Source organism: Solemya velesiana gill symbiont (assembly GCF_002020805.1).
Lineage (GTDB): Bacteria > Pseudomonadota > Gammaproteobacteria > Chromatiales > Chromatiaceae > Sedimenticola_A.
In genome coordinates this window covers 19,898-33,487 of record NZ_MPRJ01000013.1, presented here as the reverse complement: position 1 = coordinate 33,487, position 13,590 = coordinate 19,898, and the positions used below count along the sequence as shown (strand labels likewise).

The 13,590-nt window shown below is 56.2% G+C and carries 10 protein-coding genes and 4 pseudogenes; 4 read left to right on the top strand and 10 right to left on the bottom strand.

Annotated elements, in window-relative coordinates; translation table 11 throughout:
- The first annotated feature begins 78 nt into the window (after positions 1–78).
- Together BOW53_RS03190 and argF are read left to right on the top strand one after the other, a co-directional pair.
- Positions 79–1,251, top strand: coding sequence for an acetylornithine transaminase (locus tag BOW53_RS03190; protein ID WP_078486067.1), 1,173 nt, complete (start codon positions 79–81; stop codon positions 1,249–1,251).
- Between the two features lie 38 nt (positions 1,252–1,289).
- A complete protein-coding gene (gene argF / locus BOW53_RS03185; RefSeq protein ID WP_078486092.1) occupies positions 1,290–2,210 on the top strand; it encodes an ornithine carbamoyltransferase in 921 nt (306 codons plus the stop codon).
- 88 nt (positions 2,211–2,298) lie between these two features.
- Here argF and BOW53_RS03180 read toward each other — a convergent pair whose 3' ends face one another.
- The 5 genes and pseudogenes from BOW53_RS03180 to BOW53_RS03165 form a co-directional block, all read right to left on the bottom strand.
- Positions 2,299–3,054, bottom strand: a complete 756-nt coding sequence (locus tag BOW53_RS03180; RefSeq protein ID WP_078486066.1) for an ABC transporter ATP-binding protein — start codon at positions 3,052–3,054, stop codon at positions 2,299–2,301.
- Positions 3,051–3,811: pseudogene (locus tag BOW53_RS03175) on the bottom strand (ABC transporter ATP-binding protein). The gene BOW53_RS03180 and the pseudogene BOW53_RS03175 overlap by 4 nt, the downstream one beginning before the upstream one ends.
- A gap of 4 nt (positions 3,812–3,815) precedes the next feature.
- Positions 3,816–3,974, bottom strand: a complete 159-nt coding sequence (locus BOW53_RS12690; RefSeq protein ID WP_172838747.1) for a hypothetical protein — start codon at positions 3,972–3,974, stop codon at positions 3,816–3,818.
- Between the two features lie 2 nt (positions 3,975–3,976).
- Positions 3,977–4,993, bottom strand: a pseudogene (locus BOW53_RS03170) (branched-chain amino acid ABC transporter permease).
- A 110-nt stretch (positions 4,994–5,103) separates the two neighbouring features.
- Positions 5,104–6,476: pseudogene (locus BOW53_RS03165) on the bottom strand (substrate-binding protein).
- 661 nt (positions 6,477–7,137) lie between these two features.
- Here BOW53_RS03165 and BOW53_RS03155 point away from each other — a divergent pair.
- Positions 7,138–7,875, top strand: a pseudogene (locus BOW53_RS03155) (SUMF1/EgtB/PvdO family nonheme iron enzyme); the annotation flags it as partial.
- 89 nt (positions 7,876–7,964) lie between these two features.
- Positions 7,965–8,084, top strand: coding sequence for a hypothetical protein (locus tag BOW53_RS13815; protein WP_425442889.1), 120 nt, complete (start codon positions 7,965–7,967; stop codon positions 8,082–8,084).
- Positions 8,085–8,098: 14 nt separating this feature from the next.
- Here the strand turns inward: BOW53_RS13815 and BOW53_RS03150 are convergent, their stop codons facing one another.
- The 5 genes from BOW53_RS03150 to BOW53_RS03130 form a co-directional block, all read right to left on the bottom strand.
- Positions 8,099–9,370, bottom strand: coding sequence for an NAD(P)/FAD-dependent oxidoreductase (locus BOW53_RS03150; protein WP_078486064.1), 1,272 nt, complete (start codon positions 9,368–9,370; stop codon positions 8,099–8,101).
- Between the two features lie 222 nt (positions 9,371–9,592).
- Positions 9,593–10,153: a hemerythrin domain-containing protein gene (locus BOW53_RS03145; protein ID WP_078486063.1), complete on the bottom strand. Its 561-nt coding sequence runs from the start codon at positions 10,151–10,153 to the stop codon at positions 9,593–9,595.
- A gap of 136 nt (positions 10,154–10,289) precedes the next feature.
- A complete protein-coding gene (locus tag BOW53_RS03140; RefSeq protein WP_078486062.1) occupies positions 10,290–11,381 on the bottom strand; it encodes a mechanosensitive ion channel domain-containing protein in 1,092 nt (363 codons plus the stop codon).
- Positions 11,382–11,422: 41 nt separating this feature from the next.
- Positions 11,423–13,144 carry a potassium channel family protein gene (locus BOW53_RS03135; protein ID WP_078486061.1) on the bottom strand — a complete coding sequence of 574 codons (1,722 nt, stop codon included), beginning with the start codon at positions 13,142–13,144 and terminating at the stop codon, positions 11,423–11,425.
- Positions 13,145–13,153: 9 nt separating this feature from the next.
- Complete coding sequence (locus BOW53_RS03130) at positions 13,154–13,537, bottom strand: DUF6394 family protein (RefSeq protein WP_078486060.1); 384 nt, start codon at positions 13,535–13,537, stop codon at positions 13,154–13,156.
- Positions 13,538–13,590 lie beyond the last annotated feature (53 nt).

Below are 13,590 nucleotides of genomic sequence, written 5' to 3'. Positions count from 1 at the left end.
GGGTACTTGGAGCAGCCTCGGGCTGCCTTTTTTGTTTCAGGGGGCGGGCAAACCAGTTGCCCGTTTACGTAGAAGAGTATGACGGATTCACTCATGGCCACTTACAAACGGCTACCGGTCAGTTTCCAGCGCGGCGAAGGCGCCTGGTTATGGGATACCGATGGCAATCGTTACCTGGATGCCCTTTCGGGTATTGCTGTGTGCGGCCTTGGCCACGCCCACCCTGCCGTTAAAGAGGCGTTGTGCGACCAGGCCGGTCAACTGATTCACACCTCGAACCTGTATGGCATCAGCCTGCAGGAACGACTGGGTGACATGCTGACCCGCCTGTCCGGCATGGATCGCGTATTCTTCAGCAACTCTGGCGCAGAGGCTAACGAAGCCGCCATCAAGCTGGCCCGTCTCTATGGTCACACCAAAGGGGTAGAGAACCCGATTATCGTGGTTATGGAGAACAGCTTCCATGGCCGCACCCTGGCCACCCTCTCAGCCACTGGAAACCGCAAGGTCCAGGCCGGTTTCGAGCCGCTGGTAAAAGGCTTTGCACGCATTCCTTTCGGCGACATCGACAGCCTGCCCCAGGTCGCGGAGAACACACCCAACGTTGTAGCGGTGCTCGTGGAGCCGATCCAGGGGGAAGGCGGCATCAATATTCCGGCAGAGGATTACCTTAACCGGATTCGTGAAATCTGTGACGAGCATGACTGGCTTATGATGCTGGATGAAATCCAGACCGGTGTCGGCCGAAGCGGAAAAATGTTTGCCCACCAGCACAACGGCATCACCCCCGATGTGATGACCCTGGCCAAAGGCCTGGGCAACGGCGTTCCCGTCGGCGCCTGCCTGGCCAAGGGTAAAGCTGCAGAGGTATTCGGCCCCGGCACCCACGGCTCTACCTTTGGCGGCAACCCCCTTGCCTGCGCGGCGGCGGTTGCGGTACTGGAAACATTGGAAGGAAACAACCTCGTCCAACGTGCGGACCAACTCGGCGCCAGGCTGCTGGCCGATTTTGCCGACGCCCTGCAGGGCGTGGCCGGTATCGAGGAGATCCGGGGTACCGGCTTATTGATCGGTATTGAACTCGACCGCCCCTGTGCAGAACTGGTTGGCAAGGCGCTTGAGCAGGGCCTGCTCATCAATGTAACTGCAGATAAGGTGATCCGGTTGCTTCCACCGCTGATCCTGAGCGACGACGAAGCCAAGCAGCTTGTCGACACGCTTTCCAACCTGATCAAGGAGTTTCTGAGCTGATGTCACACTCAACTGCAGTCTCGGAATTCGAACAGACAATGGCAAACACTAAAACCAAACAGCCCAGGCACTTTCTATCACTGCTTGATCTCTCATCGGATGAGCTGCGCTCGCTGGTTGCACGCGCGTCCGAACTGAAGAAGATGCAGCATGCCGGCGAGATCCACGAGCCGCTGAAAAACCAAACCCTGGGAATGATCTTCGAAAAGTCATCCACCCGTACCCGCGTCTCTTTCGAGACAGGCATGACCCAGCTGGGCGGCCACGCCCTCTTCCTCTCGCCCCGGGACACCCAACTGGACCGCGGTGAGCCGATCGAGGACAGTGCACGGGTGATGTCGCGCATGGTCGACTGCATCATGATCCGTACCTTCGAACACGAGAAGGTGGATCTGTTCGCCGCCAACTCCCGGGTTCCCGTGATCAATGCCCTGACCGACCTGCTGCACCCCTGCCAGCTGATCGCCGACATGCAGACCTACTTTGAGCACCGGGGCGACATCAAGGGCAAGACGGTCACCTGGGTGGGAGATGGCAACAACATGTGCAACTCCTACATCAACGCGGCCAGGCAGTTCGATTTCAAGCTCAACATCGCCTGCCCCGAAGGCTACGATCCCATTACCGAGATCATGGATCCCGCTGGCGATCGCTGCCAGATCATCCGTGACCCGATGGAAGCGGCAGCCGGTTCAGACCTGGTGGTAACCGATGTCTGGGCCAGCATGGGCCAGGAGGAAGAGCAGGCCAAGCGCGAGAAGGCCTTCGCCATCTACCAGGTCAACGACGACGTCATGGCCCAGGCCAACAATGACGCCCTGTTCATGCACTGCCTCCCCGCTCATCGCGGCGAAGAGGTGAGCGCCTCGGTAATCGACCGCCCCGACAGCGTGGTGTGGGATGAAGCGGAAAACCGCCTCCACTCCCAGAAAGCGCTGCTTGAGATGCTGCTCTGCTGATCAGCACCTCCCGTCGCGACAGGCTGAAACAAAAAGCCCGGCAGTAATGCCGGGCTTTTTGTTTTGTCACGATGGATCGTGTATGGACTTAAATTGCCAGGTACTGCTGACGCAGATCTGCATTGTCCAATACCTCCTGCGCAAAGCCATCGAACACCACCGGACCCATGTCGAGGATAATGGCACGATCTGCCAGACGCAGCGCCGCCACCGCGTTCTGCTCCACGATGATGGTGGTGATACCCAGCTCCTTGATGCTGTCGACGATCTTCTCGATCTCGTGCACGATCACCGGCGCTAGGCCCTCGTAGGGCTCGTTCAGCAACAGCAACTTGATGTCCCTGGCCAGGGCACGGGCCACCGCCAGCATCTGCTGCTCACCACCCGAAAGCGTGGTGGCCTTCTGTTCGCGGCGTTCCGCCAGCCTGGGGAAATGCTCGTAAATACGCTCGATGGTCCAGCCGACGGGTGGAGCAATCTGGGAGAAGATCAGATTCTCCTCCACCGTCATGCCGGCGATGATACGCCGATCCTCCGGCGCCAGCCCCACCCCGCTCTGGGCAGCCTCGTGAGACTTCATGTTATGCAGGGGCTTGTGATCCAGCCAGATCTCACCATGGGTGACCTGGGGGCTGTCCACCCGTGCAATGGAGCGCAGGGTAGAGGTCTTGCCCGCACCGTTTCGACCGAGAAGCGCGAGGACCTCGCCTTCGCGAATGTAGAAACTGACACCCTGCACGATGTAGCTTTCGCCATAGTAAGAGTGAATATCCCAACAGGAGAAGAACGCCGGATCAGAGCCGGTACGCTGTACTGTGGGTACCGCAGGTACATGTCTGGTCATAGTTCCACTCCTCCGAGATAGGCCTCTTGTACCTTGGGGTTACCACGTATGTCGTCAGGTTCGCCATCGGCGATGATCCGGCCCTGGGCCAGCACACTGATCCGGTCGGCAAGACTGAATACCACGTGTATATCATGCTCGATGATCACCTTGGTCATTCGGCGCTCCTTGATGCGCTTCAGGAGATCAATGGTTCTGTTGGTGTCATGCCGAGACATGCCCGCCATCGGCTCATCCAGCAGCAGAAGTTTCGGATGCTGGATCAGCGCCATGGCCAGCTCCAGGCGGCGCTTGTCACCGCGGGAGATATTGCCCGCATGGTGCTCCGCCTGGTCGATGAGGCCCACGTCTCCAAGCACGTGCTTCGCCTCCTCGATGATCTCCTTCTCCTGGGAGAGACGCTTGAAGGCGTTGAAGCTGAAGGCGCCATCGCGCTTGGCAAAGGCAGGCACCATGACATTACGCAGCAGCGACAACTCAGGAAAGATCTCCGGCGTCTGGAACACGCGCACCAGGCCCGCATGGTTGATCTCGTACGGCTCCATCCCCGTAAGGGTGATGCCATTGAAGGTCACCGTGCCGGTATCCGGCACAAGACGGCCAATGCAGACATTGAGCAGCGTCGACTTGCGGCCCCGTTGGGTCCAATAATGGCGTGGGTCGTACCCTCTTCAACCTTCAGGTTGATGTCCGCCAAGGCATGCAGTCCGCCGAATGTCTTATCGACACTATCGATATCTAAAACAATCTCACCCATCTCTTTACTCCTCCGGCGGTAACGGTAACGTGTGAGCCGGCTTGGGTTCTTTCCTGCCGATGTTGCTGACAAAGGCACTGATACGACGAATGCCTTCCACCACGCCACCGGGCAGGAAGATTGCGAGAACCCACCATTGATTGAGTTTGTACTGTACGCTCATGATCAGTCCTCCATCACACCTTTACGTCCCATCAGACCACGAGGCCTGACCAGGAGGATAACCACGGCGACTAGGTAGATAATGATCTGGTCGATACCGGGAAGAATCGCCTTGACCTCGTTCATGGAGGCGAAGGATTGCAGAATGCCCAACAGGAAACCCGCGGCGACAGCGCCCCCCCAGGGAACCCATGCCACCTACAACCACAACCACGAAGAGAGCACCAGGAAGTCCATACCTATGTGGTAGCCAGGCGGTAGAATAGGCGCATACATGACCCCGGCAAGACCCGCCACCACAGCGGCGATACCGAAGACGACAGTGAAGCGGCGCTCCACATTGATTCCCAGCAGCCCCACTGTCTCCCGGTCGTGCATACCGACCCTAACCACCATACCGAAGGTGGTGAACTGGAGAAAGGCGAAGACCGCAAAGATGACAACCCCCGAGAAGAGCAGGTAGATGAGTCGCCACCAGGGGTAGACCACGTCTGCACTCAATCCCAGCATTACGCCAATGGTGGCGCTGCCGGAAACGATATCCGGCGCCGGCGTGGGAATCGGATTGGCGCCGAACATGGATTTAATGATCTCCTGCAGCACGATGGCCAGGCCGAAGGTCACCAGGACCTGTTCCGCATGGGGGCGCTTGTAGAAATGCCGGATCAGCCCACGCTCCATGGCAATACCCACCAGCAGCATGATCGGTATCGCCAGTAATATCGATATGGGCACCGACCAATCGATGATAAAGGTACCGAAGTCACCCCACCAGATCTCAAGGTAAGGCTGCTCCTTGTAGGCGTCGAAAAAGGTGATGCTTTCGTCTTTCACCTTTTTCGATATGGTTAGTATGTTTTGCAGCGAAACTGCACAGAATGCCCCGAGCATGAACAGCGCACCATGTGCGAAGTTCACGACTCCGAGGGTTCCGAATACGAGCGTCAGACCGAGAGCGATCAGCGCATAAGCGCCGCCCTTGCCCAACCCGTTTAGAATCTGAAGAAGAAATGCGTCCATCACCGTCACACAACATGCATGGAGAACAAACAGGGTAAAGGGACTGCCGGCCTTGCGACCGACAGTCCCTGTCAGTTACCTGCCTATTAATTCAGGCAGGCCAAGCGCTATTAAACCTCGTAAGGTCCGAGATCGCCACCCAGCATATTGGCGGGATACTCAACCTGTGCACGCGGCACTTCCTGTACAACCTCCAGCAGGTCGAACTTGGAGCTTGGATTCTGGTTACCGCGCACCACGAGCACATCCTTGAAGCACTGGTGGTCTTCCGCACGGTATTCAGTGGCACCATTGCCCATGCCGTCGAACTTGAAGCCTTCCAGTGCCTTGATCACCTGGGGCGGAGCGAAAGTACCGACGCGTTCGCAGGCATCGGCATACAGGATGGTCTGAACATAGCAGGTGTGGGCCGCCTGGGAGGGCGGGAACCCGTACTCCTGGCCGAAGGACTTGACGAAAGCCTTGGAGCCTTCATCCTGCAGTGACCAGTTCCAGTTGCTGGAACCGAAGATGCCCTTGATGTTTTCGCTGGCACCCTGGGCCATGAGGCGGGAGAACAGCGGAACCACGATCTGGAAGTCCTTGCCGTTGACCTGCTTGTCGCGCAGACCGAACTGCACGGCCTGGGTCAGGGAGTTCACCATGTCCTTGCCGTAGTGGTTCAGTACCAGTACGTCAGCGCCGGATTTCAGTACCGGGGTGATGTACTGTGAGAAGTCACCAGCGCCCAGCGGGGTGCGTACGGCGGCCTTGGTCTTCCAACCGAGTGCCTCGGTGTACTTCTTGATTGAGCCCTCCTGTGACCAACCCCAGGTGTAGTCAGCAGTCAGGTGGTAGGCGACGCGGTCATTGCCGAACTCTTTCTCCAGCACGGGACCCAGCGCGGCGCCGGACATCTCGGTGTTGAAGAAGTGACGGAAACCGTAACGACGCTTGTCTTTGCCGGTGGTGTCGTTGGAGTGGGTCAGACCGGCCATGAAGATGATACCCATCTCCTGGCACAGACCCTGAACGGCAATAGCCACACCAGAGAAAGAAGCACCGGTTACCATCAGAACACCGTCCTTCTCGATCATGCGCTTGGCGGAGGCGCGGGCCGCATCGGACTTGGTCTGGGTATCACCGGTCACGTACTCGACCTTTTTGCCCAGGACACCGTTGCCTTTCAGAGCCGGCGGCTTCATGGTGTTCATCCCTCATCGGCGTAGGCGCCGGTCTGGGGAACGTTGAACAAGCGAGTCTTCGACCTCGTGAAAGATTTTGGGACATCCAAGTCCCCAAAATCGACTCGGCTTTCAGCCTTCCATGGCGGTCAGCGACCGAGTTTCACGGAGCTGGCATTACCAGGGTTGTTGCGGAAATCCTTGGCCCAGGCGTCCTCCACAAAGAACATGGGCGAACTGGCAGCCGCCATGGCTGCAGCACTTACCTTGATAAAACCGCGACGTGAAAGCTCACTGGTTTTGGACTTATCTTCACTCATTCGATAGTTCCTCTCTCCATTCGGGCTTGATGCCCTTATTGCGAATACGCATCCCATGCGATCATGACTCACGCATGTATGCCGTTTTTATCGATCCACCCTTTGTGGCGTGGATCATTTCTGTTTAGGTAGCTGTACTACCGGCATGCACCACCAACACAACCGAACCCGGCTCTCCGGCCTGGGGGCGATCTGGGTTGTAAACCCTCCCGCCACGCGGACTCAGCCCGCGATAAATGGACCAACTTCCCTGTGTTGCGACTCCACCGGAGGTGACCGGCTTCACCGAAGCTTGAAAGGTCCTGTTCAACCGCAAAATCAAACGGTTTGACAGACACAACGCTCAACCCAATGTTTGCAGCAAAATCGATGCCAGATGAATTACTTCTATTGAATTCAGAGGGTTATTTCCTTCCCAAGGAAGAGCGTTACCGTAAAGGCCACCCTGAAGAGAAATATGTGTTCCGTTAGGTAACACGTGGCAACCCCAAGTAACACTTAACTACCCTTATACAAGCGAAAGTAAAATTTTGTTATTAAAGAGATTGTTTTATCGCCAAACAACATATAAGGTTCCGGCTGGCCGCGGCCTTTATGACCGTATAAACAGACTGACGCATGCCGCTGACAGCACCATCAGAGCCCGGACAACGACAGAACCTTGCTTGATACGCTCACCAATTGCCCAAGTTGCAGGCAGCCAATTGCAGAGCCGGATGCTGGCTTCCGTTCCCACTGCGGCTGCGCCCTCAAGACAGATCAATGTTGTATCTATTGCGGACACCCGCTATCTCCTGACGCAAGATTCTGCAGCTACTGCGGAAGAGCAACCGACAGTGAGGCTGCCGAAGCCCAGGCTAACCAGCATCTGTTGGAACCCGGCATATCAGAAGGCGACTGGGTACACATACCAGTTGGCAATTTCGCCATGGGTTCACCAGCCGATGAAAAGGACAGGTTCAGCTCCGAACACCTCCACGATGTCACTGTCGCCGCTTTCGAAATGCTGAAGACCCCGGTGACCTTCGATATGTTTGACGCCTACTGCATCCAGGAGGCTTTGGTGAAACCCTCGGATGAATCATGGGGCCGCGGAAGCCGGCCGGCAATCCATGTCAGTTACTGGGACGCTATTCAATACAGCGCATGGCTGCAGAAACAGACCGGCTGGGTGATCAGGCTGCCCACCGAGGCCGAGTGGGAGTACGCCTGTCGCGCAGGCACCAAAACACCCTTCTGGACCGGCGATACGATTTCACCCGAACAGGCAAACTACAACTGCCATTACGGTTATGGCAACGGTCCCAAAGCGGAGCCACTCCAGAAAACCACACCCGTCGACCGCTATCCCTCCAATCCCTGGGGACTTCATGATATGCACGGCAATGTCTGGGAGTGGTGCGCATCCCTCTACGATGAAACCTATTCCGGCTTTGAAATGGGCGATGCCACTGCAGACGTCACCAACCCAACCACCACCCCCGGGTCGTGCGTGGCGGCTCCTGGTACAACCTGCCGGGCGCCCTGCGCAGCGCATCACGCAACCAGCTGCCTCCGGACCACAGCCACTACCGGGTGGGATTCCGCCTGGTAAGAGAAGTTGTTTAAGCTGCGAGGCCGATCTATTTGAGCTTGCCGATACCCAGCATCTTGAGGATGTACTTCTCGTAGATAGGCTCAGTGGTACCCTTTTTCATCTTGCGGATAAAGTACTTCTCGAAAGCGATCTTCGCCATGTGCACCCACTTGCCCTTCTTGAACCAGGCCACGTTACGGGGCGGTATCTGTGGCAGCGCCACGAAGGCCGCACCGGTATCTCCCATGTCCGCCAGGCAAATGGCATTCCAGGTAGCATTGGTGGAAAGGTCGCGGTCATTCAGCTCATCGGTGATGTTGTGAACAATGGCCGTCACCATGGATTCAATCATGTAACCGGTCTTCGGCGCACCGGTGGGAACCACGGTGGCCTCTACCGGCGGAATAGCGATACAGACACCGGCTGAGTAGATGTTCTGGTAGGTGGGGTTGCGCTGATGGCTGTCCACGAAGACGAAGCCGCGCGGGTTGCATAAGTCCTCGACATTGGCCACTGCATCAACGCCTTTGAACGCCGGCAGCATCATGGAGTACTTGAACTCAAGCTCATGCTCCTTGATCAGGTGCCCGCTGTCGTCGAACTGTTCAACAAACATCTTGCCGGACTCCACCTTGATCACCTTGGCGTTGGTGATCCAGTTGATGTGGTGGTTACGCAGATCGGACTCCAGAAAGCCCTTGGAATCACCCACACCGCCCAGGCCGAGATGGCCGATATAGGGCTCCGAGGTCACGAATGTCATGGGCACCCTGTCCCGCATCTTGCGCTTACGCAGATCGGAATCCATGATGAAGGCAAATTCGTAAGCAGGGCCGAAGCAACTGGCAAAGGGCATGGCCCCAATCACCACGTGACCCGGATCTTCCAACAGCTTCTTGTAAGACTCGTATGCATCCAGGGCGTGATCCACGGCACAGATCGATTCGGTGTTGCCGGCAATGGGACCGGCGCCTTCCACCTCTTCAAACGCCAGGCGCGGGCCTGTTGCGATGACCAAGTAGTCATACTCGACCACCTCGCCGCCATCCAGCTCCAGCTTGTTGTTATCGGCATCAATCCTGTCGCAACGCTTGGCGATAAAGTTGATCCCTTTGCGCTCGACATGAGGACGGATATCGAAAGTAATACTGGAGCGGTCACGCCAGCCCACAGCCACCCAGGGATTGGAGGGGACGAACTGGAAGTAGTCCCTTTCGTTGATTACGGTAACCTCGTGCTCTCTGCCCAGGGATTCACGAAGCTCATATGCACAGGGCAAACCACCCGTACCTGCCCCCAAAACGACTATATGAGCCATAGTAACCTGCCTCCTGTGGAGATTATTTATAGTGAAATGTGCACAGCCTGCTTCGACCGGTTTTTATTCTTCTGGCCGGTAGGTCGGACTTATTGTTATATCTGTGTCAGCACTGTGCAGACAGTGCATTTCACCATACCGTTTGAGCAGGTAAAAATAAAGTTTTTATTCGTGTAATCAGGAAGTTAATTAAATAAATATACGCTTATACGCAGACCCGGTTCAGGCGTCATCTCTCTCTTCGGCCTGGCTCAGGTATTCGAACAGATTGTGGAACCTGATCTTGTCCGGCGCATCGAAAACGGGATCGTCATAGGTGGGCAGATCGGCCATCACTTCCCGCCAATCCTCTTCGGTCATCACCCGATCGACCACTGGAAACACCTCGCTCTCTTCGAGATCAAGATGCTGACGCTGCAGGGCGATATATTCCCTTCCCTGCACCTCCAGCTCCTCACGGGTCATCACCCCGCCCTGGAGTATATTCTCGAGTGACTGCCTGAACTGCTTGGTCAACTGCTCGAGCCCCTCATGCTGAGACTGCAGTCGCTCCAACAGCTCCCGCTGCTCCCCCATGCGCCGTTTCGCCACATTGAATATCCGGTTCTCCAGGGGATCATGCCCTTGGTCAGCATAGGCTTCGAGATACTCCATCAGTTCGATTTTGAGATCGAAGTTTGACTCCCTCCCTGCATAGAAATGGTCGAGTTGGCTACTCAGGAGGGTCAATACCTGGTCCAGGTTGATATGATCCTTGTGCAACTTCTCAAGCAGACTGTGCATCGGTCGATCTCCAAGTCAGAATTGAATATCTCGTTTATTACGCGTCTGAATGCGATAGATAGCGCAACACCATCAAGTGCGCACAGGAACGCCCTTGTTCATGGCAACATAACATTTTTGCATTGCAACATAAATCTCACGCGGATGACTTCTGCATGACCGGCGCTGGTGCATCGAATTGCTGAAGCATGGGTGTTGCGAGGCTGACACCCTTCTCTGACGACTGCTTCAGGATCAGTCCAAGCAGCTGTTGCCGTGTCCGCAGCAGGTGCCTCACATCCTTGGTGTAGTAGAAAACCGACCAGAGCACGGCAAAGTCCCCGGCATCCACCGCCCGCACCTCAATCCCGGGATGCGCCTCGACTGCGATATCGGCATCTTCTATCGCCCCCTGAAAAGCAGTTTCGAACAGCTCCCGTACATCCTCTTCCGGCACGTCATAGCCGATCTTGAACTGCAGCATCTCCCGCAAGCCCTTGGCGGAGGCAAACTTCGAACGATTATGCAGCGTCTGCTGACGCAGCTTCGAGTTCTGAAGCATGATGCGATGGTTGTTCACAAGGTTCAGTATCTCTGTATGAAAGACCTGGGTTTTGAACACCATACCGATCACGCTTCCTCCATCACTGAATTCGATCACGTCACCCTCTTCCAGCAACCGGCTGTTGAGAATGATCAGGCCACTAATGATGTCAGGAGCCCAGGAACTCTGGGTCAGCGCAAGGAATACACCGATAAAACCGATTACACCGCCGGCCTCCAACAGGCTGTCAAAGCCCAGAATTCTGACAATAGCAACCAATGATACGGTGAAGATAAAGACTGCGCTGAGCAGGCTCAACAACCTGGAGTTATATGTCTCAGCAATAACACTGCCACCATTTACCTCGCGCTCGCGACCGAAGCGTTTCTTCACCAGGTAATCGGAGATATGAAAAAAGAGATAACCCAGGTAAATCACCAGCAGACTCATCAACCCCTTGCTGGCCCAGGAGTGGTCAGCCAGGTGGCGCAGATTGATAAAGACCACGAACAGCAGAATCAGCAAGTTGATGGCTCGAAATATATGCAGTCGCTTGCCCAGGCCGTCACCTTCAACATGGGAAAAACGACTGACGATCGCTCGCGAGAAGATCAGCAATAAACCATTGATGACAACTAACGCCAAATCAATGGGCGACAGACTCAGCAGTATGCCGGAGAGGGTGTTTTGCAGGTTATCCAACATCAATAGAATGCCTTCCGCATCGTGTTAACAAACCGCGATTATCACTCGGAGACCTTATCCGTTGTTGAGCCCATTCTATGGAAAAATCCCCAAACCCAACCCTGGGGCTTGGTCTCCCCGGTAAGTATGTAGCTCAACGCATTCTCATTCTTCAGCGCCCACTCCATACTGCTTCTGGCAGAACTGCGCCCGCAGAACAGCAGCTTGTCACCCTCGCCTATGGACATCTCCTCGCTCGGCACCATGTAACGTTTATTGTACTGCTGCAGCAGCAGCGGAATACAGGGAAGCGTCTTTTCCCTGTCCCTCGGGTCGGCAATCATGTGCCCTATGTTGATTTCGTGACCGCTCTCGCCTGCCTCCAGCAGAGCACTTGCCGTATCCCGGGTCAATTCCACCTCCCACACCTCGGGTACCCGCTCGTGAACCAGGGCGCCTACCCGACTCACCAGCTCGCAGGCCCAGCCGTCATCCTCGTACATCGCAAGCCCCATGAATTCATAAAGCATCGGCGTACCCAGCAGCACCCGCACCTTGTTGGCGATGATAGAGCTCGGATGCATCACGATACCGGCGTTCACCGCATCGAATATACTCTGATTCTCATGATGAGTCTGACGGGCGATAAAAAAGAGGTCCGGGTTGAGCTCCCTGGCCGTCATGATGATCGACAGGTTGTTCGTATCGTTGTCGGTTCCTGCGACCAGGCCGACCGCTCGCGTCACACCCGCCTCTTCCAGGGTATCCGCCTCGGTACCCCGCCCGATGACACACCCCTCCTCGGGCATCCCGGTGTTTTCCGGCGCCGCCTCGATCACCACCGGGTCGATCCCTTCCGCCTTGAGACGTCGATATACCGCACGACCAAATCGACCGTAGCCGCAAATGATCCACAGCCCCTTGGTGGGCGGATAGATCGGTTCACTCAAGACCTGATGCTCAAACCCGGCAAGCCACTCATGCAACGTATAGAGGCCGGGGGCCTGCATGGCAGTCGCAAGGTGATTGGCGAAAGCGTCGTAGGGATCGACGATATAGTCGGTGCCGAAGGAATTCATGTTGGCTTCGATATCGTGGGAATCCGCACGGCAGATCACCTTGATATCGGGATGCAGCAACTTGCTGGTCAGGGCAATTTTCAGATTGACCTCGTTGTGATTGGTCAGTGCCACAACGCCTTCACAAAGCGGATGCTCCAATCCGGCTTCCAACAAGTGAACAGGGCGACTGGCATCCCCATGCAGAGCCGGTACGTACTGGCGCAGATTTTCCAGCCTCAGGATGCTGATCCTTTCAGGATCTATATCGATGGCCACTACGTGCTGATTCCGTTCGGTCAATGCGCGTACCAGCGCGCTGCCCGTTTCACCGTAGCCGCAGACCAGAAAAAAGGGCTCGCACAGATGCTTGATACGACGTGCAAATCGTCGCTCCACCATCGCCTGCTGGAAACCCTTGTCCTGCACCAGGGCCAGCAGGGTACCGATGGCGTAGATCCACACAACCACCGTTGCGTAGAGTAAAAAAGTCACCCACAAGCGCTGGCCGTCGGTAAATTCGTAGGGGATCTCGCCAAACCCGATGGTCGTGGCCATGAAACTGACAAAGTAGAAGGCATGGAAGAAATCCATGTGCCACGGGTTTCCCTGGGCATCCTGCCCCGGAATCAGCACCAGCCCCAGTACAGCCACCGCGTAGGTGAGCACCAGGGTCAGCACCGGGCGGCGCATGCGCTGCATGACAATGAAAACGATATTATCCATCAGCCGGCATCACCGACGCAGCATCACCGTCTCGATGACCAGTAACACCACCGAAACCACGTTGGCCAGCATCGCACCACCAGAGAGGGAGACGATACTTGCCGTGGCCACGGGGGTCAGCCCACTGCCCGTGACATGCTCGACGAATCCCCAGACCAGGGCGGCTGCAAAGAGTTGCAACAGCGCCACCAGGCTGGTCGCCAGCAACACGGCCCCCATCTGGGTGCGGTCGCCGAATTTCAGTATGGTTGCGATCAGGTTGACCACGATCACCGCAAACAACTCGTAGACGTGGTGATGATCGGGATTATCGATCTCCCCTACAAAAAAACCAAAATTGAGGGTCAGGGCCAAAACAATAAAAAAGCCGAAAACCACTTTCTCCGGATTCATCCGTTACTCCTTTGCCTATATCCGGGAGCATGCCCCCATGCAGACCGCAACAG

Bases quoted from the DNA above. Each gene is read 5' to 3' on its own strand.
- BOW53_RS03140 (WP_078486062.1), bottom strand. From the start codon at position 11,381: ATGTTGGATAACCTGCAAAACACCCTCTCCGGCATACTGCTGAGTCTG.
- argF (WP_078486092.1), top strand. From the start codon at position 1,290: ATGGCAAACACTAAAACCAAACAGCCCAGGCACTTTCTATCACTGCTT.
- BOW53_RS12690 (WP_172838747.1), bottom strand. From the start codon at position 3,974: ATGAGCGTACAGTACAAACTCAATCAATGGTGGGTTCTCGCAATCTTC.
- BOW53_RS03190 (WP_078486067.1), top strand. From the start codon at position 79: ATGACGGATTCACTCATGGCCACTTACAAACGGCTACCGGTCAGTTTC.
- BOW53_RS03130 (WP_078486060.1), bottom strand. From the start codon at position 13,537: ATGAATCCGGAGAAAGTGGTTTTCGGCTTTTTTATTGTTTTGGCCCTG.
- BOW53_RS03180 (WP_078486066.1), bottom strand. From the start codon at position 3,054: ATGACCAGACATGTACCTGCGGTACCCACAGTACAGCGTACCGGCTCT.
- BOW53_RS03145 (WP_078486063.1), bottom strand. From the start codon at position 10,153: ATGCACAGTCTGCTTGAGAAGTTGCACAAGGATCATATCAACCTGGAC.
- BOW53_RS03150 (WP_078486064.1), bottom strand. From the start codon at position 9,370: ATGGCTCATATAGTCGTTTTGGGGGCAGGTACGGGTGGTTTGCCCTGT.
- BOW53_RS03135 (WP_078486061.1), bottom strand. From the start codon at position 13,144: ATGGATAATATCGTTTTCATTGTCATGCAGCGCATGCGCCGCCCGGTG.